This is a genomic window from uncultured Phyllobacterium sp. (assembly GCF_902479695.1).
In the GTDB taxonomy this organism is placed as follows: Bacteria; Pseudomonadota; Alphaproteobacteria; order Rhizobiales; family Rhizobiaceae; genus Phyllobacterium; species Phyllobacterium calauticae.
The window spans coordinates 1-21967 of record NZ_CABSQF010000063.1; the positions used below are offsets into that span (position 1 = coordinate 1).

Here is a 21967-nt window from a genome sequence, read left to right on the forward strand (position 1 = left end):
TGCCGTTCCCCGCCCATCGGCGTGGCCGCAACGATCTATCTGGAAGAATATGCCAAGAAGAGCCGCCTGACCGACATCATCGAGGTCAACATCAACAATCTGGCCGCGGTCCCGTCCATCGTCTTCGGTCTGCTCGGACTGGCCGTGTTCATCAATTTCTTCGGCCTGCCGCGCTCCGCATCGCTGGTCGGCGGCCTGGTGCTGACGCTGATGACGCTGCCGACAATCATCATTGCGACCCGCGCCGCATTGCGCGCCGTGCCGCCATCCATCCGCTCGGCGGCGCTGGGTATCGGTGCCTCGAAGACGCAGATGGTGTTTCACCATGTGCTGCCGCTGGCCGCGCCCGGCATCCTGACCGGTACGATCATCGGCCTTGCCCACGCGCTGGGCGAAACCGCACCGCTGCTCCTGATCGGCATGGTGGCCTTCGTCGCCAACTATCCGGTTACGCCGCTTGATCCGTCAACGGCCCTGCCGGTGCAGATCTACATGTGGGCGAACGAAGCGGAGCGGGCCTTTGTCGAACGTACATCCGGCGCTATCATCGTGCTGCTTCTGTTTCTTGCAGTCATGAACATTGGAGCCATCATTCTGCGTCGCCGCTTCGAGCGGCGCTGGTAGGTAAAACGGGAGCGAACAATGAATCTGATGACAGAACGATCTCTCGAAAAAGCGGTAAACGACAAAATGAGTGCACAGGTCAGTACGATCAAAATGCAGGGCAAGGATGTCACCGTTCACTACGGTGAAAAACAGGCCCTGTTCGGTGTCAGCCTCGACGTGCCTGAGAAGATGGTGACGGCACTGATCGGCCCGTCCGGTTGCGGCAAGTCGACCTTCCTGCGCTCGCTCAACCGCATGAACGACACGATCGAAGGCTGCAAGATCGGCGGCAAGATCACGCTCGATGACGAGGATATCTACAATCCGAAGATCGACGTGGTCGAGCTGCGCGCCCGGGTCGGCATGGTTTTCCAGAAACCCAATCCGTTCCCGAAGTCCATTTTCGAGAACGTGGCCTATGGCCCGCGCATCCATGGTCTGGCCAAGAACCGGCACGAGCTGGAGGAAATCGTCGAGAAGAGCCTGCGCCGCGCCAGCCTGTTCGACGAAGTGAAGGACCGCCTGCATGAAGCCGGTACCGGTCTTTCCGGCGGCCAGCAGCAGCGCCTGTGCATCGCCCGCGCCATTGCCGTCAGCCCGGAAGTCATCCTGATGGACGAACCCTGCTCGGCGCTCGATCCGATTGCCACGGCAAAGGTCGAGGAACTGATCGACGAACTGCGCCAGAACTACACCATCGTCATCGTCACCCATTCGATGCAGCAGGCGGCCCGCGTTTCGCAGCGCACCGCCATGTTCCATCTCGGAAACCTCGTCGAGGTGGGCGATACGGAAATGATGTTCACCAATCCGACGGAAAAGCGCACGCAGGACTACATCACCGGACGCTTCGGCTAATCACGGGAAACAGGGATAAGAATATGACCGAGTCGCAGCATACCGTCCGTTCCTATGACGACGAACTGAAGTTCCTGACGCACAAGATCGCCGAAATGGGCGGCCATGCCGAGCGCATGGTCGAACAGGCCGTCACCGCCATGGTGAACTCCGACAATGCGCTGGCCCAGCGCGTCATTTCGGACGATCTCATCCTCGATGCCGGACAGCGCGAGATCGACGAGAAGGCCATCACCATCATCGGCAAGCGCCAGCCCATGGCGATCGACCTGCGTGAAATCATCGGCGCCATCCGCATATCCTCCGACCTCGAACGGGTCGGTGACCTCGGCAAGAACATCGCCAAGCGCGTCGTCGCCGTCACCGATACGCGCCAGACGCTTTCGGTCTATCGCGGCCTGCAGACCATCGCGGAACTTGCCCTGACGCAGCTCAAGGACGTGCTCGACGCCTATGCGACACGCTCCGTGCAGCAGGTCAACATCGTGCGCGAGCGCGATGACGAAATCGATGCGCTGTACACCTCGCTGTTCCGCGAACTCCTGACCTATATGATGGAAGACCCGCGCAACATTTCCGCCTGCACGCACCTTCTCTTCTGCGCCAAGAATATCGAGCGCATCGGAGACCATGCGACGAACATTGCTGAAACGGTCTACTACATCGTGACGGGTGCCCAGCTTCCGGCCGAACGGCCCAAGGAAGACCAGACCCACAGCATCATCGTCGATGAAGCCAGACAGCCTTAAACAGAATCAGGATTCCAGCAATGGCGATAGCTCCCAAAATCACTGTTGTCGAAGACGAGGAAGCGCTCAGCGTCCTTCTCCGGTACAATCTTGAAGCCGAAGGCTATGTCGTCGAGACAATCGCACGCGGTGACGAGGCGGAAATTGCGCTGCGTGAAAAAGTGCCGGATCTGCTCATTCTCGACTGGATGCTGCCGGGCCTTTCCGGCATCGAACTCTGCCGCCGCCTGCGGGCGCGGCGCGAGACCGAAATCCTGCCGATCATCATGCTGACGGCGCGCGGCGAAGAGAGCGAGCGGGTGCGCGGCCTTGCCACCGGCGCCGATGACTACATGGTCAAGCCGTTCTCGACCCCGGAACTGCTTGCCCGCATCAAGGCCATGCTGCGCCGGGTCAATCCGAGCCTGCTGTCGCATGTGCTCAGCTTCGGCGATCTGAAGCTCGACCGCGAGCAGCACCGCGTGTTCCGCAAGGAACGGGAGCTGAAGCTCGGCCCCACCGAATTCCGCCTGCTGGAATTCCTGATGCAGTCCCCCGGCCGGGTGTTCTCGCGCGGCCAGCTCCTGGACAATGTCTGGGGCGCCGACATCTATGTGGACGACCGTACCGTCGACGTGCATGTCGGACGGCTGCGCAAGGCCATCAATATCGGCCGCTCGATCGATCCGATCCGCACCGTGCGCGGTGCGGGGTATTCGTTCGGGTAATCAGTGCCTGCGCGAGAGTTCGCGCGTCGCCCCTTCGATGCCCGCCAGGGTCATGGGATACATGCGATGCGCGAAAATCTTGCGGATCATCGCCGTCGAGGCGGTGTAGTTCCAGTACTGTTCCTTTGACGGATTGAGCCAGGCGGCGTTCTTCCAGTGGTCGAGCACCCGGCCGAGCCAGACCGCGCCGGCTTCTTCATTCCAGTGTTCGACCGACCCGCCCGCATGGGAAACCTCGTAGGGCGCCATGGCGGCATCCCCGACAAAGATGACCTTGTAGTCCGGTCCGTACTTATGGATGAGATCGAGCGTCGGTATCCGTTCCGCATGGCGGCGGCGGTTGTCCTTCCACACGCCCTCGTAGAGGCAATTGTGGAAGTAGAAATATTCCATGTGCTTGAATTCGGAGCGGACGGCGGAGAACAGTTCCTCGGCGATCCGGATATGCTCGTCCATGGAGCCGCCCACATCGAAGAACATCAGCAGCTTGACATGATTGCGCCGTTCGGGCCGCGTCTGCACGTCGAGATAGCCGTGTTCGGCGGTTGACCTGATGGTGCCGGAAAGGTCGAGCTCGTCATCGGCGCCTTCGCGCACCCAGCGGCGCAGCCGTTTCAGAGCAACCTTGATGTTGCGGGTGCCAAGCTCGACACTATCGTCAAAATTCCTGAATTCACGCTTGTCCCAGACCTTGACCGCCCGGCCGTGCCTGCCTTCGTCCTGGCCGATGCGCACGCCTTCCGGATTGTAGCCATAGGCACCGAAGGGCGACGTTCCGGCCGTGCCGATCCATTTCGAGCCGCCCTGATGCCGGCCCTTCTGCTCCTCAAGCCGCTGGCGCAGGGTTTCCATCAGCTTGTCGAAACCGCCCAGCGCCTCGATCAGCTTCTTCTCTTCTTCCGTGAGGTGCTTTTCGGCGAGCCGGCGCAACCATTCCTCGGGCAGATTGGCAATGTCGACACCGCTCTCGCCGCCGAGCAGTTCCAGCCCCTTGAACACGTGACCGAAGACCTGATCGAAGCGGTCGAGATGGCGCTCGTCCTTCACCAGGGCGGAACGGGCGAGATAGTAGAACCCTTCCACATCATAGGTCACCAGCCCCGCATCCAGCCCCTCAAGCAGCGTCAGATATTCCCGCAGGGATACGGGAATTTTGGCGGCCTTGAGCTCGAGGAAGAAGGGGAGGAACATTGTGGGACCCTTTTACTGCATGCGATGAACGATGCCGGTTCTCTCGATGGGGCGGATGGTGAGCGCCATTTATCCCTGCCTCCTTGCCATGAAAGCCAGCCGCTCGAACAGATGCACGTCCTGCTCGTTCTTGAGCAGGGCGCCGTGCAGTTTCGGCAAGGCGTTCTTCGGGTCGGCGCGCAAATCTTCCGGGGCGATGTCGTCGGTGACCAGCAGGCGGATCCAGTCTAGTGCTTCGGAGGTCGACGGCTTCTTCTTCAGGCCGGGCACATCGCGGATCTCGTAAAACTGGGTGAGGGCGGCGCGCACGAGGTTCTGCTTGATGCCGGGATAGTGCACTTCGACGATCCGGGTCAGCGTCTCGACATCCGGGAAGCGGATATAGTGGAAGAAGCAGCGGCGCAGAAAGGCGTCGGGCAGTTCCTTCTCGTTGTTGGAGGTGATGATGACGATCGGCCGGTGTATGGCGCGGATCGTTTCGCCTGTTTCGTAGACGTGGAATTCGTTGCGGTCGAGCTCCTGCAGGAGATCGTTGGGAAACTCGATATCCGCCTTGTCGATCTCGTCGATCAGCAGCACGACTTTCCTGTCGGTCGTGAAGGCATGCCACAGCTTGCCGGGCTTTATGTAATTGGCGATGTCGTTGAACTTGGCATCGCCGAGCTGCGAATCGCGCAGGCGGCTGACGGCATCATATTCGTAGAGGCCCTGCTGCGCCTTGGTGGTGGATTTGACGTTCCATTCGACCAGTTCCAGATCGAGCGCCGCCGCGATCTGCCGGGCAAGCTCGGTCTTGCCGGTGCCGGGTTCGCCCTTGACCAGCAGTGGCCGTTCAAGTGCAATCGCCGCATTGACCGCCACCATCAAGTCCTTGTCGGCCACATAGGCCGCTGTACCTTCAAACCGCATCGCATTCCCTTTCGTGATGGACAAAGATTAAGGGGCGTGCCGGAGGAGGGCAAGAGCCGTCCGGGAATGCGGCGATATGGTTTTCCCGTTGCCACGCCCGCTTTCGCGTCTGGCTGTTGAAAGGTGGGAAAGACGGGCGGTCCCTGGAACGCGGGTCTTGGGGTATGTGGTATGCGATGCTTGCGATCCAAGGACCACCCGCCCCGGCGTTTTTGAGGGTTTTTGCCCAATGCGCAACCATTGAACCAAACCTCCCCGGCCGCACAGGTTTTCCTCCCTGTGAAGCCGAAGCGCCGATCCTTTCCCGACTTTCGAAAGTTTCCGGAAGCATTCCCGCCGGAAAGGACAGGGATGAGAATAACGTGGGTTGGGATGTGTTGGATAAGTTGGTGGTGAATTTCTCATAAAACAACAGCTTGGCTGTTCCAACCCCCCTCTGTCCTGCCGGACATCTCCCCCACAAGGGGGGAGATCAGCTGTCACGATTGTTTCAGCCAATCTTCAACATTGCAGAATAAGCAGAGCCGCTAATGCCAGTGCAATCTCCCCCCCTTGTGGGGGAGATGGGCGGCAGCCCAGAGGGGGGTGTTCCACGCATCCACAATGATTATGCGACAAAGATTGTGCGGGGAGGGAAAATCGTTTGCCGCGCACTGGTGCAATGCCTGCATCCGTCCTATATTCGGATCGGCGTTCTGCGCTTCTCGACAGGAGAGACATATTCCCCGGGGCCTTAATGATCCCTTAGGGAGCTGTCCCTGAGGAGGCCCGTGGGCTTCTTCACACGGCACCCACCTACTTTGTAGGTTCCCGGGATCGACTTCTCCATCGGTTGTGTGGACGCCACTTTTGTTTCATCCCGAGCCGGTTCGCGTGCCGGCGCCCCATGAAATCAAGCCTGTGCAGCACCACTCCCCCATCAAAGAGCTGAAGAAGAAACTGCGCCTGGAGGCCCTTGGCCGCCGCGATGCGCTGACGACGGAATTCCGCGTCGAAGCCTCGATGCGCATTGCCGATTTCGGCTTGGCGGCGCTTGCCGTCGATCCGGGCACCATTGTTTCGGGCTTCTGGCCGATCCGCTCGGAGGTGGATCTGCGCCCGCTGCTTTTCGGCCTGCGCGAGCGCGGTGCACGGCTTTGCCTGCCTGCCATCATCGACAAGCAGACGATCCTCTTCCGTGAACTGGTGCGCGGCGCGCCGATGATCGATACGGGCTTCGGCACGGCGGGGCCGCCGCACGACGCTGCCGTGCTTGATCCATCCTTCATGCTGGTGCCGCTGGCGGCCTTCGATGTCAGGGGGCACCGCATCGGCTATGGTGCGGGCTACTATGACCGGGCCATCGCGCATCTGCAGATCAAGGGCGTGAACCCGCGCCTGATCGGCGTGGCGTTTGACTGCCAGCAGGTTGAAACCGTACCCGATGAGCCGCATGATGTGCCGCTGGAGGCGATCCTGACGGAAAGCGGGTTGCGCCGCTTCGGCTAGACAGATAAATCGATCATTTCAGGCCCCGGCAAGGACCGGGCTCTCTTTCAGGATGTGCGCGTGAGATTACTGTTTCTTGGGGATATGGTGGGGCGTTCGGGCCGGACGGCGGTCTATGAGCAATTGCCGGGACTGATATCCGACCTGAAGCTCGATTTCGTCATCGTCAACGGCGAGAACGCGGCGGGTGGCTTCGGCATCACCGAGGAAATCTTTCACGACACGATCAATGCCGGGGCCGACGTGGTCACGACAGGCAATCACGTCTGGGACCAGCGGGAAGCGCTGGTTTTCGCCTCACGCGAACAGCGGTTCCTGCGCCCGGCGAATTTCCCGCTCGGCACGGCCGGCAAGGGCTCCGGTGTGTTTCTCGCCAAGAACGGCGCGCGCGTGCTTGTGTCCAACATCATGGGCCGTGTCTTCATGCATCCGGACCTGCATGACCCCTTCACCATCGGCGAGGAGATTCTCGCCGCCTGTCCGCTCGGCGAACAGGCCGATGCCGTGGTGTTCGATTTCCATGCGGAAGCCACCAGCGAAAAGCAGTGTTTTGGCCATTTCGTCGACGGCCGCGCCAGCCTCGTCGTCGGTACGCACACCCACGTGCCGACCGCCGATGCGCAGATCCTCAATGGCGGCACCGCCTATATGTCCGATGCCGGCATGTGCGGCGATTACGATTCATCGCTCGGCATGGACAAGGAAGAACCGCTGAACCGCTTTCTGTCGAAGGTGCCGAAAGGCCGGTTTGAAGCCGCCAGCGGCAAGGCGACGATCTGCGGCGTCGGCGTCGATATTTCCGACCGCACCGGACTTGCCGAAAGGATTTCTCCCCTGCGCATTGGCCCGCGGCTGGAGGAAACCATTCCCGCCTTCTGGAAATAGCTCGATACAACCCGGCGCAACCAATCACGCCCGATTCTGTAACACTCGTTTGAGGATAGACCTTCCATGACCCAGACCGCATTTCCCACCGCTTTCGTCCCGCTGAGGCTGGCGGACCGCTCCATTGCCTTCAAGGCTCTGGCCGTTCTGATCGGCACGGCCTTCCTTGCCGTCAGCTCGTGGATCGAAGTGCCGATGTTTCCGGTGCCTGTCACCATGCAGACATTTGCCGTGACGATGGTCGGCGCGCTTTACGGCTGGCGTCTGGGCGGCCTGACCGTGCTTGCCTGGCTGGGTGAAGCGATGATCGGCATGCCGGTTCTGGCCGGCGGCGCCGGCGGGTTCCTTTATTTCGCCGGACCGACTGCCGGTTACCTCGCCGCCTTCCCGGTCGTTGCCGCCGCCGTCGGCTTCCTGGCGGAACGCGGCCTGACGCGCAACCCGTTCGTATCGGCTGCGGTCATGCTGTTCGGCAACCTGCTTTGCCTCGCCCTCGGCGCCTCGTGGCTGGCGCATCTCTTCGGTTTCGAAGCGGCCTGGGCTTCCGGCGTTGCGCCGTTCCTGATCGGTGCCGTGCTGAAGTCGGCCCTGGCTGCTGCTGCGATCGAAATGCTCCGCCGTTCGGGCATCGCAGCGCGCCTGTTTTGACCATCCGCCAGCGTGCACATCACTTTCTGTGCACGCTGATCTCCATCGGCAAAGGCCATACACCGGCCTTTGCCGGCAATGACGATAAAATCATCGTGCGGCTGTTTCCAAAGCCGGCTATGGCGATATGCGGCTGCAACTTCCCCCATTGTGATCGCGCGGGTGCTGGACGAGACGCCGGTTTTTACCTATAAGGGCGCCATTCCAGACGCCTGTTTCCGCCTGAACTGCCTGCAGACTTGGTTCGCAGGCTTCCGAGGGAAACGGCAGAACCATATCTAAGCACGCAGGGGTGCCATGGCAGGCCATTCACAGTTTAAAAACATCATGCACCGCAAAGGGCGTCAGGACGCCGTTCGGTCGAAGATTTTCTCCAAGCTCGGACGCGAAATCACCGTGGCCGCCAAGCAGGGTCTGCCGGACCCGGCGATGAACCCGCGTCTGCGCCTCGCAGTGCAGAACGCGCGCGCCCAGTCGATGCCGAAGGACAACATCGAACGCGCCATCAAGAAGGCCGCGGGCGGCGACGCCGACAATTACGAAGAAGTGCGCTATGAAGGCTACGGCCCGGGCGGCGTTGCCGTCATCGTCGAAGCGCTGACGGACAACCGCAACCGCACCGCATCGAATGTGCGGGCCGCATTCACCAAATCAGGCGGTGCGCTGGGCGAAACCGGTTCGGTCGGCTTCATGTTCAGCCGCGTCGGCGAAATCACCTACAAGCCGGAAGCCGGCAGTGCCGACAAGATCATGGATGCGGCGATCGAGGCCGGTGCGGATGACGCGCAGACCGATGAGGACGGCCACACCATTCTTTGCGCATTCGAAGACATTGGCGATGTGTCCAAGGCGCTGGAAAGCGCGCTCGGCGAAGCCGAGTCTATCAAGGCCATCTGGAAGCCGCAGACGACGGCGCCGGTCGATGAAGAAAAGGCCCAGTCCGTGCTGCGCCTGATCGCAACACTCGACGACGACGATGACGTGCAGAACGTCTACGCCAATTTTGAAGTCAGCGACGAAGTTCTGGCCAAGCTCAGCGCCGCCTGATTATCTGATGAGGTTCCCAAAGAAGCCCGCTGGTTGCAAACCAGCGGGCTTCTTATTTGCGCTCAAGGTAAGTGACGCGGAAGAAGAATTCAGGCGTAGCGGGGAATGGGCTTGCTCATATGCACGGCGATGCCGCCCAGGAAGGGTTCCTCGCGGTCGATGGTGTAGCCAAGCTTCAGGTAGAGCGCGACGTTCTCGGCAAACATCTTGTTGGTGTAAAGCCGCAATTTGCGCAAACCGAGCGAGCCGGCAAGCGCCTCCGCGTGGGTGAGAAGCAGCCTGCCATAGCCGCGGCCCTGAAAGGCCGGCGCGACGGCGACGTTCTCGATCAGGAGACAACCGGATTCCCGGATCATTTCGATGAGGCCCGCCAGTTCGCCATCGGCGTAGAGAAGGTCGACAAGATGGTGCTGGACGGCATGTTCGTAGTTGGCACCCATCGGCTTGGGTTCACGGCCGATCACCGGTATCCACTTGGCATAGGACGCGCGAACGAGGTTGCGGACGGCGTCTGCATCGTCAATGGTTGCCCGTACGAGTTTTTCGTGTCCGCTCCGCATGATGTTCTCCGCGCCAGATGGTGGGGGCAGCAAACATGGTTTCCGGCGCGGGGACAAGGACATGGATGCAATCTCTGTGCAAAGACAGGACGGACGGCAACTGCATGCTGGATGATATCTACACGAATGGTGAACTTGCCGCGCTTTACGACAGCCTGAACCCGGCAGGGGAGGACAGCGCATTCTATCTGCGCAGCGCCGGAACGCCGAAGCGGGTGCTCGATCTGGGCTGCGGCACCGGCCTCCTCGCCTGCATGCTGGCGGCGCGCGGCCATGCGGTCACGGGCGTCGAACCGGCGCGGGCAATGCTGGATATCGCACGGGGCCGGGAAGGCGGCGGAACCGTCACCTGGATCGAGGCGGATGCGCGGTCGCTTGATCTGGGCGAGCGTTTCGACCTGATCATCATGACCGGCCACGTTTTCCAGGTGTTCCTCAGCGATGACGACGTGCATGCCGTCCTCAGGGCTGCCCATGCGCATCTGGCAAAGGAGGGGCGGCTGATATTCGAAAGCCGCAATCCGGCGGTGAAGGCATGGGAAAGCTGGACGCCGGAGCAGACCGCCCGGACAGTGTCAGTCGCTGGCGTGGGAGAGGTCGGTGTCCAACACCGCCTGATCGCGGTGAATGGCGATCGGGTTGCTTTCGAGACGGATCATGTTTTTCACGGGACGGGCAAAACGCTGGCCAATGCCAGCACCCTGCGCTTTCTGTCCCAGGCGGAAATCGGCACGCATCTGTGGGACGCGGGATTTACCCGAACCGCGTGGTATGGCGACTGGATCGAAGGCCCGGTTCTGCCGGAAAGCCGCGAGCTCATCATTGTCGCGCAGCGGAACTGATCGCCCACAAAGCAAAACGGCCCCGCGTGAGCGGAGCCGTTTTGAAATCCGGTATGCCGAAGGGATTAAATACCCAGATTGGCGAAACGGCTCTTGAACTTGGAAACGCGGCCGCCACGGTCGGTGAGCTGCTGCGAACCGCCGGTCCATGCGGGATGCGTGGTCGGATCGATATCGAGGTTCATCGTATCGCCTTCCTTGCCCCATGTGGAACGGGTCATGTATTCGGTGCCGTCTGTCATCACAACCTTGATGGTGTGGTAGTCTGGATGAATATTGGCTCTCATCTGTCTTATCCTGAACTTAAGGGGCACAAAACCAGAGCCACACAGGGTGCGGAGGGCCGGTTCGGAGCCGATTGGTAGAGATGAAGCCAAACGTCACAGAAACGTGGGCTTCCAAAACTGTTGGCGAGCCTATACATCAGCCTTAAAACAATAACAAGGCCATCCGGCAGCAAAGTCACGATGCGATACAGGAAGACTTGAAAAATATGGCCGACACGGCTTACGCAGAAGCAGAAAAGAAACGGCGCTCGCTCAAGCCGCTGCAGCGCATCTTCCCCTATATGTCCCGATACAAGGGTATGGTGATTGGCGCCCTGATCTCGCTGAGCATTGCAGCGGTGACGACGCTCATCCTTCCGCTCGCGGTGCGCCGGATGATCGATCACGGTTTTTCCGGTTCGAACGGCGCCTTTATCGACAATTATTTCGGCATGCTGATCGTTCTGGCGGCCGCGCTCGCCGTTGCATCCGCCGGGCGCTACTATTTCGTCATCACACTGGGCGAGCGCATTGTCTCGGATCTGCGCCGCGATGTTTTCGCGCACCTCACCAAATTGTCACCGGCCTTTTTCGACAGCACGCAGTCGGGTGAAATCGTCTCGCGGCTGACGGCCGACACCACGCAGATCAAATCGGCCGTAGGCGCCACCGCCTCCATTGCCCTGCGCAACCTCATTCTGGCCTTCGGCGCGATCGTCATGATGGTCATCACCAGCGCCAAACTGTCCGGGCTGGTGATCGCCGCCATTCCCGTGATCATCATCCCGCTGGTGGCCTTCGGCCGGTCGGTGCGCCGCCGTTCGCGCAATGCCCAGGACACGCTGGCCAACGCCACGGCCTATGCCAGCGAATCCATCATCTCCGTGCGCACCCTGCAGGCCTTCACCAACGAGGCGCTGGCGACGGGGCGGTTCGGCTCCGCCGTCGAGGATGCCTTTGCCGCGGCCCGTTCTTCGGTCAAGGCGCGCGCCGTGCTGACCGCCTTTGCGATCTTCATGATCTTTTCCAGTGTCGTGGCGGTGCTCTGGTTCGGCTCGCGTGACGTTTTGGCCGGAACCATCACGCCGGGTACGCTCGGTCAGTTCCTGCTCTATGCGGTGTTTGCCGCCGGGGCGCTCGGGGCGCTGTCCGAGGTCTGGGGCGAGCTGTCGCAGGCATCCGGCGCGGCGGAACGGCTGATGGAGATCATGGCGGAAAAGCCCGCCATTGCCACGCCGCTCAACCCCGTGGCGCTGCCGGAACCGCCGGTCGGTTCCGTTGTTTTCAGGGATGTCCGCTTCAATTATCCGACGCGGCCCGATGCTCCGGCATTGCGCGGTCTCGATTTCGAGGTCAAGCCGGGCGAGACTGTCGCCATTGTCGGGCCCTCCGGCGCCGGCAAGAGCACGGTGTTTTCGCTGCTGCTGCGCTATTACGACCCGGTGTCGGGCAGCATCCGGGTGGATGGCGTCGACCTGCGCGAAGCCGATCCTGCGGTGGTGCGGTCGCGCATTGCCATCGTGCCGCAGGATACGACCATCTTTGCCGCGACGGCGCGGGAGAATATCGGCTTCGGCCGGCCCGGCGCCAGCACGGCCGATATCGAGGCGGCGGCCAGGGCGGCGCTCGCCCATGACTTCATCGAAGCGCTCGACCACGGTTATGCGACGCAGGTCGGCGAACGCGGCGTGACGCTGTCCGGCGGTCAGCGCCAGCGAATCGCCATTGCGCGGGCGATCCTGCGCGATGCGCCGATCCTGCTGCTGGATGAAGCCACGTCGGCTCTCGACGCGGAAAGTGAAATTCTGGTGCAGAAGGGCCTCGAACACCTGATGCAGGGCCGCACGACGCTGGTCATCGCGCACCGGCTGGCGACGGTCCTCAAGGCGGACCGCATCCTTGTCATGGATGACGGCCGCATCGTCGAGGAAGGCACGCACCAGAGCCTCGTCAAGAAGAACGGGATCTATGCAAACCTTGCCAAGCTGCAGTTCGAAGCGGGTGCGGACGCATTCAAAGGCGCGGCCGAGTAAATTTCAGCCTCTGCCCGCCGCCGCCCGACCGGCGGACCGCCCGGAAAAGATGCAGCCGCCGAGAAAGGTGCCTTCCAGCGCGTTATAGCCCTGATAGCCGCCGCCGCCGAAACCGGCGGCTTCGCCTGCGGCATAAAGGCCGGGAACAGGCGCGCCCTGTGTGTCCAGCACCTGTGACTTCAGATTGGTGTGCAGGCCGCCGAGTGTCTTGCGGGTCAGGATATTGAGCCGCACGGCAATCAGCGGACCAGCCTTCGGATCGAGTATCCGGTGCGGTTTGGCGATGCGGGTCAGCCGGTCGCCGATATAATTCTGCGCGCCGCGCATGGCGGTGACCTGCGCATCCTTGGCGAATTTGTTGCCGATCTGGCGATCGCGTGCCTCGATCTGGTATCGGAGATGGTCGTGGTCGATCAGATTGTCGCCGGTCAGCGCGTTCATGCCCTTGACCAGTTCCTGCAGGTTGTCGCGCACGACAAAGTCCTCACCGTGCCGTTTGAAGGCCTCCACCGGTGGCGGCGCCCCCTTGCCGAGGCGGTTCTTGAGGAGCAGCTTCCAGTCCTTGCCCGTCATGTCAGGGTTCTGTTCGGAACCGGACAGGGCAAATTCCTTCTCGATGATTTTTTGCGTCAGCACGAACCAGGAATAGCCGTATCCGGTCGACAGGATGTGCTTGAGCGTTCCCAGCGTATCGAAACCCGGAAAGTAAGGCGCCGGGAAGCGATTGCCCCTGGCGTCGAACCACAGCGACGAGGGGCCGGGCAGAATGCGGATGCCGTGGTTCGGCCAGATCGGATTCCAGTTCCTGAGGCCCTCCGTGTAGTGCCACATGCGATCCGCATTGATGACGCTTCCGCCCGCTTCCACCGCGATGTCGATCATGCGGCCGTCCACGTGGTGCGGCACGCCGACAACCATATTCTCGGGCGGATTGCCAAGCCGGTCGCGCGGCCAGTTGCGCTTGACCAGCTCGGGATTGCCGCCGATGCCCCCCGACGTGACGATCACGGCCGGCGCGGACAGCGCGAAACTGCCTGCCACCTCGCGTCCCGACTGCTGGCCGCGTTCCACCGTCGACGGCTCCAGCACATCGCCGCTGACCCCCGTCACGGCACCGTTGGTCGTCACCAGCGCATTGACGCGGTGGCGGCATTTGAGCGTGATCAGGCCCTTGGCAATGGCCTCGCGCAGCAGGCGTTCGAACGGCGCGACGACGCCGGGGCCCGTGCCCCAGGTCAGGTGAAAGCGCGGGACCGAATTGCCGTGACCGTTCGCCAGCGCGCCGCCGCGCTCGGCCCAGCCGACAACCGGGAACCAGCGCATGCCGAGCGAATGCAGCCAGCTGCGCTTTTCACCGGCGGCGAATTGCAGATAGGCATCGGCCCATTGTTTCGGCCAGTGATCCTCGGCACGGTCGAACTGTGCCGAACCCAGCCAGTCCTGCCGTGCAAGTTCGAAGGAATCGCGGATACCGAGCCTGCGCTGTTCCGGGCTGTCGATGAAGAACAGGCCGCCGAGCGACCAGAAGGCCTGCCCGCCGACGGAGTTCTCGCCTTCCTGTTCGAGGAGGATGACTTTCTTGCCGGCCTGTACCAGTTCGTTTGCGGCGACGAGCCCCGACAATCCGGCCCCAATGATGATCGCATCGGCATCCATTGCCATTCGCCCCTCCCAATGCTTTGCTTGCTGCATGATTGCGCGGCTCAGGTTGGCGCGCAAGGGTGGAAAGCGGGACACCCGAGAGTGAAAAGGGGACAGGGATGATTGCGAACATTCTCATCGGGCTGGTTGCCCTGCTGCACGTCTATTTCATGTATCTGGAAATGGTGGTGTGGGATAAGCCGCTGGGGCTGAAAACCTTCCGGCTGGCGCCGGAATTCGCAGCCGCATCCAGGGCGCTGGCGCTCAATCAGGGCCTCTACAACGGGTTTCTCGTTGCCGGACTGATCTGGGGGCTGTGGCTGGGCCACGCGGGCTTTGCCATCAAGGTCTTCTTCCTCGGCTGCGTTGTTGTCGCCGGGATCGTCGGTGCACTCACCGTCAATCGCCGTATCTTCTTCGTGCAGGGCGTGCCGGCGATTGTCGCGCTGGCAGCCTTGCTCCTGCTCTAGCGTTCGGTGAGCTTGAGTTCGATACGGCGGTTGCGTGAGCGTACCTCCGGCGTATCGCCCGGCTCCAGCGGTTGGAATTCGCCGAAACCCGCAGCCACGAGGCGGTTGGCGGAAACGCCGTTGGCGATGAGGAATTTCACCACGGAAATGGCGCGCGCGGCGGAAAGGTCCCAATTGTCCTTGAACTGGCCGGTGCCCGAGAGCGCCACATTGTCCGTGTGGCCGTCGACGCGCAGAACCCAGTTGATGTCGTCGGGGATTTCCTTCTGCAGGTCGATCAAGGCCAATGCCAGCTTCTTCATTTCCTCGCTGCCTGCCTCGTTCAGCACTGCCTGACCCGATGGGAACAGCACTTCGGACTGGAAGACAAAGCGGTCGCCGACGATGCGGATATTCTCGCGGTCGGAGAGGATTTCACGCAGGCGGCCGAAGAAATCGGAGCGGTAGCGGTTGAGCTCCTGCACGCGCTGGGCGAGCGCGACGTTCAGCCGTTTGCCGAGATCGGCAATCTTGGCATTGGATTCCTTGTCGCGGGATTCCGAGGCGTTGAGGGCTTCCTCCAGCGCGCCGATCTGCTTGCGCAGTGCCAGTATCTGCTGGTTGAGAATTTCCACCTGCGACAGGGCCCGCGCGCTCAGCTGCTTTTCGTTTTCAAGGCCGGCGGTGAGGTCGCTGATCTTGCCTTCCGCGGCTGCACCGGCGCCCGCACCCTGCGACAGCATCGACTGCAGCCGCGACTGCTCGCTCTGCGCCTTGGTCAGCGATGCCTGCAGATTGGCGATGGTGTCTTCCAGATCCTGCTTGTTGCCCTGTTCGAGCGACAGCATCTGGGTCAATTCATTGATCTGCGAATTCAGGCGGTTGAGCACGGCATCCTTGCCGGTGATTTCCTGGCTGAGCAGGAACTGCGCCAGCACGAAAACCGACAGCAGAAACATGATCGCCAGCAGCAATGTCGACAGGGCATCGACGAAGCCGGGCCAATAATCCACATGACGGATAGCGCGGCGGGTGCGACCGAGCGCCATTCTCAGTTGTCCCTGCGGCGGGCGACGGAGTCGCTGAGCTTGGCGAGGGTTTCGCGCATGGATTTCTGTTCTTCAGCCTGTTTTTCCACCCAGTCGCGCATCATCTGCTGTTCGGAGCGCATGTTCTTGACCAGGCCCTGGATGCCTTCGGCGAGGCTGGCCAGCGCGGCGGTCGTGCGCTGGCTGGAGCCGCCGGTCTCCTGGATGTTCTGCAGGCGCTCGGAGAGCGAGCGCAGTTCGTCCGACGTGCCGCTGTTGACGCCATCGAGCGCATGCAGGTCCGATCCCAGATCGGTGACGCTGGACAGCCAGTTTTCGAGTTCGGTGTAGAAGCGGTTCTGGGCGCGGCCCGCCTGCAGGTCGAGAAAGCCGAGGACAAGCGAGCCGGAAAGGCCGAACAGCGAGGACGAGAACGCGGTGCCCATGCCCTTGAGCGGCGATTGCAGGCCGGCCTTGAGCGCATCGAGGACGCCGTTCGCGTCGCCGGCGCGCGGATCGAGCGACTGGATGGTCTGGCCTATGGAGCCGATGGTTTCCAGAAGGCCCCAGAACGTGCCGAGCAGGCCGAGGAACACCAGGAGGCCGATGAGATAACGCGAGACATCGCGCGTTTCATCGAGGCGGGTGGCGATGGAATCGAGCATGGAGCGCATGGCATTGGTCGACAGCGCCATGGATTGGCGCCGTCCGATCAGCGCGCGCATGGGAGCCAGCATCACCGGCTTGGAATTGGGATCCGAATTGCCGTGCCGGAAGGAGTTGACCCAGCGCACCTCCGGAAACAGCCGGATCACCTGACCGAACCCCAAGAGAATACCGACGATCAGCACGCCGATGATCAGGCCGTTGAGGCCGGGATTGGTGGTGAAGAACACGGAAATCTGGCGGAAGAGAATGGCGGCGAGAAAGGCGACAATGGCCAGGAAGATCGCCATCGATAGAAGCACAAGCCGCGGGCTGGACAGCCGGTACGGGTCATAATCGTCACCGTCCATGACCCGGCGGGTTGAACTGAAATCAGCCATTGCATCGTCTCCGCATTCGCCACGCACCAAGCAACCTCGTTCGCGTCACTGGACGAACGGAAATCGCACAAACCCAAATCGGTTTGTGCGACCCTAACCGAAATCAAGGTAAAAATGGAAGGTGCAATGCGGCCGGCGAGCCGGATATTGTTCAGATCGGCTTCTTGAGTGTCTTCAGGAGCGCCCGCTGAATGGCTTCATTGCCGGCGACGATCGATTTGCTTTCGACCACATCCTGGCTGCCGTTGAAATCGGTGACAAAGCCGCCGGCCTCGCGCACCATGATGATGCCTGCGCCCGTATCCCAGGGGGAGAGACCGTCTTCCCAGAAACCGTCGAAGCGGCCTGCTGCGACGGCGGCCAGATCGAGCGCTGCCGCGCCCATGCGGCGGATGCCGGAAACCTCGCCCATGACATTGCGCAACTGCACGAGATAGTCGCCGTGATGACCGCGGCCGAGATGCGGCACGCCCGTGCCGATGACGGAATCGACCAGCTTGATGCGGCCGGAGACGCGCAGGCGGCGATCGTTGAGGAAGGCGCCGCCGCCGCGCTCGGCGGTGTAAAGCTCATCCATAGCAGGGTTGAAGATCACGCCGGCGACGATCTGGCCCTGACGTTCCAGGGCGATGGAAACCGCGAACAGCGGAATGCCGTGCAGGAAGTTGGTGGTGCCGTCGAGCGGATCGACCAGCCAGCGATGCTGGCTGTCGGTGCCTTCGACCGTACCGGTTTCTTCCATCAGGAAACTGTAGTCGGGACGGGCCCGGCGCAGTTCGGCATAGATGATTTCTTCGGCCTTGCGGTCGGCCTGGCTGACATAATCGCCGGGACCTTTCAGCGAAACCTGCAGATTCTGCACTTCGCCGAAATCGCGCGCCAGGGAGCGGCCAGCCTTCATAGCTGCCTGCACCATTACATTGAGGATCGCTGAACGCGCCATTTCAGGTCATTCTCCGTCTGAATTCGTTGATGCGGGCGCCATTTTTAAGCGGCGCCCGATAATGCCTGCTTAGTCAGCGCGGCGGACGTAGGTCAGTTCGTTGGTGTCAACGATGATGCGCTCGCCCGACGAGATGAATGGCGGAACCAGAACGCGAATGCCGTTTTCAAGCACGGCAGGCTTGTAGGATGAAGCCGCCGTCTGGCCCTTGACGACCGGGTCTGCCTCGGTGATGGCGAGCGTGACGTAATCCGGCAGCGAAATGCCGATCGGACGTTCGTCGTAAAGTTCGACAGTGACCATCATGCCGTCCTGCAGGAACGCCGCGCGGTCGCCGACGAAATCCTTCTGCAGCTCGAGCTGCTCGTAGCTGGCGGTGTCCATGAATATAAGTGCGTCGCCCTGTTCGTAGAGGAAGGAGAAATCCTTCTGTTCGAGGCGGACCTTTTCGACGGTTTCAGCGGCGCGGAAGCGCTCGTTGAGCTTGGTGCCGTTGAGGAGGTTCTTCAGTTCGACCTGATTGTAGGCGCCGCCCTTGCCGGGCTTGACTGCGTTCGTCCTGACGGCGACCCAGAGGCTGCCATCATGCTCGATCACATTGCCAGGACGGATTTCATTGCCGTTGATTTTCATTTGTTTATCCGGATTGGTGTTGGAAACCGGGCGCCGACGTCTCGGCGGCAGCCGATATTGGCGCCTCCAAGACCACAAAATCGCGCGATAGGCAAGAGAAAGCGCAAAAAGAGCCGGGTATGGCCCTTTTCGCGGCTAAGCCTCCGGAACTAGGCGGTGAGCGCCGTTTCCGCCACGGAAACCCAATAGCTGATGCCGTAGGGAATGGCATCGTCGTTGAAATCATAGGCTGAATTGTGCAGGGCCGCCGTGTCGCCATTGCCAAGGAAAATGAAGGCGCCGGGCCGCTTTTCCAGCATGTAGGAAAAATCTTCGGCACCCATGACCGGCGGCATGTTGGTGTTCACCGCGCTGTCGCCGGCAATCAGCTGTGCGACACCCGTGGCAAAATCCGTCTCGCGGTCATGGTTGAACGTGACCGGATAGCCCTGATCATACTTGACTTCCGCCCGGGCGCCGAAAATGGCAGCCGTGGCTTCGGCCACTTCGGTCACGCGCTTGCGGGCGAAGTCGCGCACGTCAGGCATCAGCGTGCGCACGGTGCCCGAAAGGGTCACCGCGTTCGGAATGACATTGGTCGCATCGCCGCCGTGAATCATCGCCACCGAGATGACCAGCGACTTGAGCGGGTCGGTTTCACGCGACACCAGTGACTGCAGGGCGAGAACCGTATGGGCGGAGACGACCACGGGATCGACCGTCGTATGCGGCTTGGCGGCATGGCCGCCGCGGCCGATGACCTTGATTTCGAATTCGTCGGTCGCCGCCATGATGGAGCCCTTGCGCAGGGCAAACTGGCCGACGGGCAGGCCCGGCGCATTGTGCATGCCATAGACTTCCTTGATCGAGAACCGGTCCATCAGGCCGTCATTGATCATGGCCAGCGCGCCCGCACCACCTTCTTCGGCGGGCTGGAAGATGACCGCGACCGAGCCCTTGAAGTTGCGGGTTTCGGCAAGATACTGCGCCGCGCCGAGCAGCATGGCTGTGTGGCCGTCATGGCCGCAGGCATGCATCTTGCCCTTGGTCTTCGAGGCCCATGGCTTGCCGCTGGCTTCAAGAATCGGCAGGGCATCCATATCGGCGCGCAGGCCGATCACCGGTCCGTCGCCATGGCGGCCGCGGATGATCCCGACCACGCCGGTCTGGCCGATGCCCGTATCGACACTATCGCAGCCGAAGGAGCGCAGCTTGTCCGCGACAAAACGGGAGGTTTCATGCACGTCGTAAAGGATTTCCGGATTCTCATGCAGATGCCGGCGCCATTCGGCGACATTCGGTTGCATTTCATGAACTCGGTTGATCAACGGCATGGTGAAGTTCCCTTTCTGATCGTGTCGCGCACTGCAAGTCCGGCTGCCGGTCAGCGCATCCTGTTGGCTTCCGTCAGGGCGGCCTTTATCTGGTCGTCGTCGAGGCCGTCCATGAAAGAGTCAAGTTCGGGGTCGGTCAATCCGGCCCGTCTGGCGACCATGTACCAGGCGGCTGCCTTGACCGAGTCACCTTCCACGCCAAGGCCCTGATAGTAAAGCTTTGCCAGCTGTGCCTGTGCTGCGACATTACCGCCTACGGCGGCGCGCAGGGTCCAGCCGAAACCCGACACATAATCGCGCGGGCCACCGCGCCCCTCGACCAGCCAGCGGCCGAGATCGAGCTGCGCCGTGTCGTAGCCGCGATTTGCCGCCTTGGCGAGATATTCCCGGGCCTTGGCGTCATCGCGCGGAACGGCGAGCGTGCCGTTGGAAAGGATCTGGCTGACGGCATAGCTGCCATCGGGCAGGCCCTGTGCCGCTGCTTTCAGGAACCAGGGATAGGCATTGTCGATACCGATGTCGCCGGGATGCTCCTGCAGCAGGATCTGGCCGTAATTGAACTGGGCCATGGCGTTGCCGCCATCGGCGGCAGCCTTCATGAGCGCTTTGGCCTTGGCTGGGTCCTTGGGGGCATACTTGCCCTGGAGCAGGATCGCGCCATAGCGGAACTGGGCTTCGGGAACACCCTGGTCGGCGGCCTTGCCATACCATTTGGCCGATTCGGGCAGGTTGACAGGTATGCCGAGGCCGCGGGCCAGCATATCGGCCACCAGCACCTGGGCGGCGCCATCGCCATTTTCCGCGCGCGGCAGGGCGAGATTGTAGGCCGTCTTGTACAGGCCGCGCTGGTAGGCACCGAATGCCTCATCCACCGCGCCCTTGCCAAAACGCGTCGGGTTGACGATGTCGACCGCCGGATCGCTGGCGAGTTTCGGCCTGTCATGCTTGGGGGTTGTCTGCGGCGTTTCCAGGTGCTGGGGCGCGTCGGTCGGCGCGGATGTCACCGAAGGCGCCTGGCTTGTTGCGGGCGCCGGTGAACCCTGGGCGGCGGGTGCCGGAGCCGTCTGGGCCGTGGCGCCATGCGTCAGGACCGGGAAGGCTGCAAGCACGGCCGCGACGGCGCAAACGAGGTTTGCGGATTTTGCTCCCATGGGCCTATTCCTCAAATCGCGGCGCGTGCTCGTCGAGCAGCCGGTTCGCTTCCTTGATGGCATCAGCCGGTTTGTCGTTGCCGAAAACCGCCGCACCAAGGGCAATGAACTCCGCACCGGTTGCGGCAGCGTCGGTGATGCTTTCCAGCGTGTTGCCCGCCTGGACGATGCAGGGAATCTCGATCATCGATGCCCACCAGTCCGCCAGTTCAACATTGCGCGGGTGGGCTTCGGGTGTCGTATCCGCGCCAATCTTGCCGAACAGGACATAATCCGGCTGGGCTTCGCCGATTTCCAGCGCCGTGTGCCGGTTCTTGATATTGCCGGTCCCGACGATCAGTTTGGGCGAAAAGCGCTCGACATTGGCGGCAAGATCGCTGGCCGGGCCTTCAAGATGCAGGCCGTCGGCCTTGACCCGTCCGGCAACCTGCGTGTTGCCGACGATGATGGCGGCAGCGCCCGCATTCTGAATGATCGGAACGGCGGCTTCGGCCATGGTCTGGAACAGGGTTTCGTCCGTCTCGTAGGCGGGCAAAAGCACGGAGGCGACATCGCCGCCGGACAAGGCTTCGCTGAGTTTCCTGGCCAGTTCGTCAGCAGTCGCGGCCGGAGGCGCGATCAGAACGATACGGCAGCGTTGGGGTGTTTGTTCGTTGTTCATGGGCTGCAACCTTACAATCGTTCTCTATAGAATGGGCAATCGTGATGGAATTCGGGCATAGAGGATGGCCGTTCATTTGAACAGCCTTTTCGATGATCCAAGCCATCACACCCTGTTGCATATTAGTCTTACGACGTAATTACTTAGTAGCAAACAGGCACATGTTGCCAAAAAGCATTTTTCAAATGCCGCGGCGATCGGCTAGAGATGGAAGGCCCTCCTTGTGGATTTCCATCATGCACGATCTCCTGTTGAACCCATGGTTCTATGCTGCCGCCGTTCCGGCCACGATCCTGATCGGGCTGTCAAAGGG

General features: G+C 61.6%; 23 protein-coding genes and 1 other RNA gene. 12 read left to right on the top strand and 12 right to left on the bottom strand.

The features are described 5' to 3' along the window. The 4 genes from pstA to phoB all read left to right on the top strand — a co-directional run. A partial coding sequence (gene pstA, locus RDL77_RS23010) for a phosphate ABC transporter permease PstA (RefSeq protein ID WP_288194850.1) occupies positions 1 to 624 on the top strand: 624 nt, incomplete at its 5' end. Between the two features lie 66 nt (positions 625 to 690). Further along, complete coding sequence (pstB, locus tag RDL77_RS23015) at positions 691 to 1464, top strand: phosphate ABC transporter ATP-binding protein PstB (RefSeq protein WP_288194858.1); 774 nt, start codon at positions 691 to 693, stop codon at positions 1462 to 1464. A 23-nt stretch (positions 1465 to 1487) separates the two neighbouring features. Continuing rightward, on the top strand, positions 1488 to 2213 hold the full coding sequence (phoU, locus tag RDL77_RS23020) for a phosphate signaling complex protein PhoU (RefSeq protein WP_105734424.1): 726 nt from the start codon (positions 1488 to 1490) through the stop codon (positions 2211 to 2213). Between the two features lie 20 nt (positions 2214 to 2233). Further along, the gene (gene phoB, locus RDL77_RS23025; protein WP_162700294.1) at positions 2234 to 2920 is read left to right on the top strand and encodes a phosphate regulon transcriptional regulator PhoB; all 687 of its coding nucleotides are present in this window, start codon (positions 2234 to 2236) and stop codon (positions 2918 to 2920) included. Here the strand turns inward: phoB and RDL77_RS23030 are convergent, their stop codons facing one another. Together RDL77_RS23030 and RDL77_RS23035 are read right to left on the bottom strand one after the other, a co-directional pair. Next, positions 2921 to 4111 (bottom strand): VWA domain-containing protein, encoded by a 1191-nt coding sequence (locus tag RDL77_RS23030; protein WP_288194851.1) that lies wholly within the window; start codon positions 4109 to 4111, stop codon positions 2921 to 2923. 69 nt (positions 4112 to 4180) lie between these two features. Continuing rightward, entirely contained in the window at positions 4181 to 5020 is an 840-nt protein-coding gene (locus RDL77_RS23035) for a MoxR family ATPase (RefSeq protein ID WP_288194852.1), read from the bottom strand. Between the two features lie 689 nt (positions 5021 to 5709). Here RDL77_RS23035 and ssrS point away from each other — a divergent pair. The 5 genes from ssrS to RDL77_RS23060 all read left to right on the top strand — a co-directional run bounded on the left by ssrS (position 5710) and on the right by RDL77_RS23060 (position 9088). Then, positions 5710 to 5866, top strand: a non-coding RNA gene (ssrS, locus tag RDL77_RS23040) — 6S RNA. Between the two features lie 27 nt (positions 5867 to 5893). Next, the gene (locus RDL77_RS23045) at positions 5894 to 6508 is read left to right on the top strand and encodes a 5-formyltetrahydrofolate cyclo-ligase (RefSeq protein ID WP_288194859.1); all 615 of its coding nucleotides are present in this window, start codon (positions 5894 to 5896) and stop codon (positions 6506 to 6508) included. Positions 6509 to 6568: 60 nt separating this feature from the next. Beyond that, entirely contained in the window at positions 6569 to 7393 is an 825-nt protein-coding gene (locus RDL77_RS23050) for a TIGR00282 family metallophosphoesterase (protein WP_223613676.1), read from the top strand. A 66-nt stretch (positions 7394 to 7459) separates the two neighbouring features. Next, positions 7460 to 8041 carry a biotin transporter BioY gene (locus tag RDL77_RS23055; protein WP_288194853.1) on the top strand — a complete coding sequence of 194 codons (582 nt, stop codon included), beginning with the start codon at positions 7460 to 7462 and terminating at the stop codon, positions 8039 to 8041. A gap of 297 nt (positions 8042 to 8338) precedes the next feature. After that, the gene (locus RDL77_RS23060) at positions 8339 to 9088 is read left to right on the top strand and encodes a YebC/PmpR family DNA-binding transcriptional regulator (RefSeq protein ID WP_223613674.1); all 750 of its coding nucleotides are present in this window, start codon (positions 8339 to 8341) and stop codon (positions 9086 to 9088) included. Positions 9089 to 9177: 89 nt separating this feature from the next. On the opposite strand, the gene RDL77_RS23065 is transcribed toward RDL77_RS23060, so the two are convergent. Further along, positions 9178 to 9648, bottom strand: coding sequence for a GNAT family N-acetyltransferase (locus RDL77_RS23065; RefSeq protein ID WP_288194854.1), 471 nt, complete (start codon positions 9646 to 9648; stop codon positions 9178 to 9180). A gap of 104 nt (positions 9649 to 9752) precedes the next feature. Between RDL77_RS23065 and RDL77_RS23070 the strand changes: the two genes are divergently transcribed. Continuing rightward, positions 9753 to 10490 carry a bifunctional 2-polyprenyl-6-hydroxyphenol methylase/3-demethylubiquinol 3-O-methyltransferase UbiG gene (locus RDL77_RS23070; protein ID WP_288194855.1) on the top strand — a complete coding sequence of 246 codons (738 nt, stop codon included), beginning with the start codon at positions 9753 to 9755 and terminating at the stop codon, positions 10488 to 10490. A gap of 65 nt (positions 10491 to 10555) precedes the next feature. Here RDL77_RS23070 and rpmE read toward each other — a convergent pair whose 3' ends face one another. After that, complete coding sequence (rpmE, locus tag RDL77_RS23075; protein WP_223613671.1) at positions 10556 to 10777, bottom strand: 50S ribosomal protein L31; 222 nt, start codon at positions 10775 to 10777, stop codon at positions 10556 to 10558. A 206-nt stretch (positions 10778 to 10983) separates the two neighbouring features. Between rpmE and RDL77_RS23080 the strand changes: the two genes are divergently transcribed. Next, complete coding sequence (locus tag RDL77_RS23080) at positions 10984 to 12789, top strand: ABC transporter transmembrane domain-containing protein (RefSeq protein ID WP_223613670.1); 1806 nt, start codon at positions 10984 to 10986, stop codon at positions 12787 to 12789. 3 nt (positions 12790 to 12792) lie between these two features. On the opposite strand, the gene RDL77_RS23085 is transcribed toward RDL77_RS23080, so the two are convergent. Continuing rightward, positions 12793 to 14445: an FAD-binding dehydrogenase gene (locus RDL77_RS23085; protein ID WP_288194860.1), complete on the bottom strand. Its 1653-nt coding sequence runs from the start codon at positions 14443 to 14445 to the stop codon at positions 12793 to 12795. A 104-nt stretch (positions 14446 to 14549) separates the two neighbouring features. On the opposite strand from RDL77_RS23085, the gene RDL77_RS23090 reads away from it, so the two are divergent. Further along, positions 14550 to 14900, top strand: coding sequence for a DUF1304 domain-containing protein (locus tag RDL77_RS23090; protein WP_288194856.1), 351 nt, complete (start codon positions 14550 to 14552; stop codon positions 14898 to 14900). On the opposite strand, the gene RDL77_RS23095 is transcribed toward RDL77_RS23090, so the two are convergent. The 7 genes from RDL77_RS23095 to RDL77_RS23125 form a co-directional block, all read right to left on the bottom strand. Beyond that, positions 14897 to 15928, bottom strand: a complete 1032-nt coding sequence (locus RDL77_RS23095) for a peptidoglycan -binding protein (protein WP_223613667.1) — start codon at positions 15926 to 15928, stop codon at positions 14897 to 14899. The two genes, RDL77_RS23090 and RDL77_RS23095, sit on opposite strands and share 4 nt — an antisense overlap. 2 nt (positions 15929 to 15930) lie before the next feature. Further along, on the bottom strand, positions 15931 to 16953 hold the full coding sequence (locus RDL77_RS23100; protein ID WP_223613666.1) for a MotA/TolQ/ExbB proton channel family protein: 1023 nt from the start codon (positions 16951 to 16953) through the stop codon (positions 15931 to 15933). Positions 16954 to 17104: 151 nt separating this feature from the next. Next, a complete protein-coding gene (locus tag RDL77_RS23105) occupies positions 17105 to 17896 on the bottom strand; it encodes an inositol monophosphatase family protein (protein WP_223613665.1) in 792 nt (263 codons plus the stop codon). A 69-nt stretch (positions 17897 to 17965) separates the two neighbouring features. Beyond that, positions 17966 to 18529 carry an elongation factor P gene (efp, locus tag RDL77_RS23110; protein WP_223613664.1) on the bottom strand — a complete coding sequence of 188 codons (564 nt, stop codon included), beginning with the start codon at positions 18527 to 18529 and terminating at the stop codon, positions 17966 to 17968. 149 nt (positions 18530 to 18678) lie between these two features. Beyond that, positions 18679 to 19842 carry a M20 aminoacylase family protein gene (locus RDL77_RS23115; RefSeq protein ID WP_288194857.1) on the bottom strand — a complete coding sequence of 388 codons (1164 nt, stop codon included), beginning with the start codon at positions 19840 to 19842 and terminating at the stop codon, positions 18679 to 18681. Between the two features lie 50 nt (positions 19843 to 19892). Then, a complete protein-coding gene (locus RDL77_RS23120; RefSeq protein ID WP_223613662.1) occupies positions 19893 to 20993 on the bottom strand; it encodes a tetratricopeptide repeat protein in 1101 nt (366 codons plus the stop codon). A 4-nt stretch (positions 20994 to 20997) separates the two neighbouring features. Further along, on the bottom strand, positions 20998 to 21654 hold the full coding sequence (locus RDL77_RS23125) for a thiamine phosphate synthase (RefSeq protein ID WP_223613661.1): 657 nt from the start codon (positions 21652 to 21654) through the stop codon (positions 20998 to 21000). Between the last annotated feature and the right edge of the window lie 313 nt (positions 21655 to 21967).

Bases quoted from the DNA above. Each gene is read 5' to 3' on its own strand.
- RDL77_RS23055 (WP_288194853.1), top strand. From the start codon at position 7,460: ATGACCCAGACCGCATTTCCCACCGCTTTCGTCCCGCTGAGGCTGGCG.
- rpmE (WP_223613671.1), bottom strand. From the start codon at position 10,777: ATGAGAGCCAATATTCATCCAGACTACCACACCATCAAGGTTGTGATG.
- phoB (WP_162700294.1), top strand. From the start codon at position 2,234: ATGGCGATAGCTCCCAAAATCACTGTTGTCGAAGACGAGGAAGCGCTC.
- RDL77_RS23035 (WP_288194852.1), bottom strand. From the start codon at position 5,020: ATGCGGTTTGAAGGTACAGCGGCCTATGTGGCCGACAAGGACTTGATG.
- RDL77_RS23125 (WP_223613661.1), bottom strand. From the start codon at position 21,654: ATGAACAACGAACAAACACCCCAACGCTGCCGTATCGTTCTGATCGCG.
- efp (WP_223613664.1), bottom strand. From the start codon at position 18,529: ATGAAAATCAACGGCAATGAAATCCGTCCTGGCAATGTGATCGAGCAT.
- RDL77_RS23080 (WP_223613670.1), top strand. From the start codon at position 10,984: ATGGCCGACACGGCTTACGCAGAAGCAGAAAAGAAACGGCGCTCGCTC.
- RDL77_RS23030 (WP_288194851.1), bottom strand. From the start codon at position 4,111: ATGTTCCTCCCCTTCTTCCTCGAGCTCAAGGCCGCCAAAATTCCCGTA.
- RDL77_RS23090 (WP_288194856.1), top strand. From the start codon at position 14,550: ATGATTGCGAACATTCTCATCGGGCTGGTTGCCCTGCTGCACGTCTAT.
- RDL77_RS23060 (WP_223613674.1), top strand. From the start codon at position 8,339: ATGGCAGGCCATTCACAGTTTAAAAACATCATGCACCGCAAAGGGCGT.
- pstB (WP_288194858.1), top strand. From the start codon at position 691: ATGAGTGCACAGGTCAGTACGATCAAAATGCAGGGCAAGGATGTCACC.
- RDL77_RS23115 (WP_288194857.1), bottom strand. From the start codon at position 19,842: ATGCCGTTGATCAACCGAGTTCATGAAATGCAACCGAATGTCGCCGAA.
- RDL77_RS23095 (WP_223613667.1), bottom strand. From the start codon at position 15,928: ATGGCGCTCGGTCGCACCCGCCGCGCTATCCGTCATGTGGATTATTGG.
- RDL77_RS23070 (WP_288194855.1), top strand. From the start codon at position 9,753: ATGCTGGATGATATCTACACGAATGGTGAACTTGCCGCGCTTTACGAC.
- RDL77_RS23065 (WP_288194854.1), bottom strand. From the start codon at position 9,648: ATGCGGAGCGGACACGAAAAACTCGTACGGGCAACCATTGACGATGCA.
- RDL77_RS23085 (WP_288194860.1), bottom strand. From the start codon at position 14,445: ATGGATGCCGATGCGATCATCATTGGGGCCGGATTGTCGGGGCTCGTC.
- RDL77_RS23120 (WP_223613662.1), bottom strand. From the start codon at position 20,993: ATGGGAGCAAAATCCGCAAACCTCGTTTGCGCCGTCGCGGCCGTGCTT.
- RDL77_RS23105 (WP_223613665.1), bottom strand. From the start codon at position 17,896: ATGGCGCGTTCAGCGATCCTCAATGTAATGGTGCAGGCAGCTATGAAG.
- phoU (WP_105734424.1), top strand. From the start codon at position 1,488: ATGACCGAGTCGCAGCATACCGTCCGTTCCTATGACGACGAACTGAAG.
- RDL77_RS23100 (WP_223613666.1), bottom strand. From the start codon at position 16,953: ATGGCTGATTTCAGTTCAACCCGCCGGGTCATGGACGGTGACGATTAT.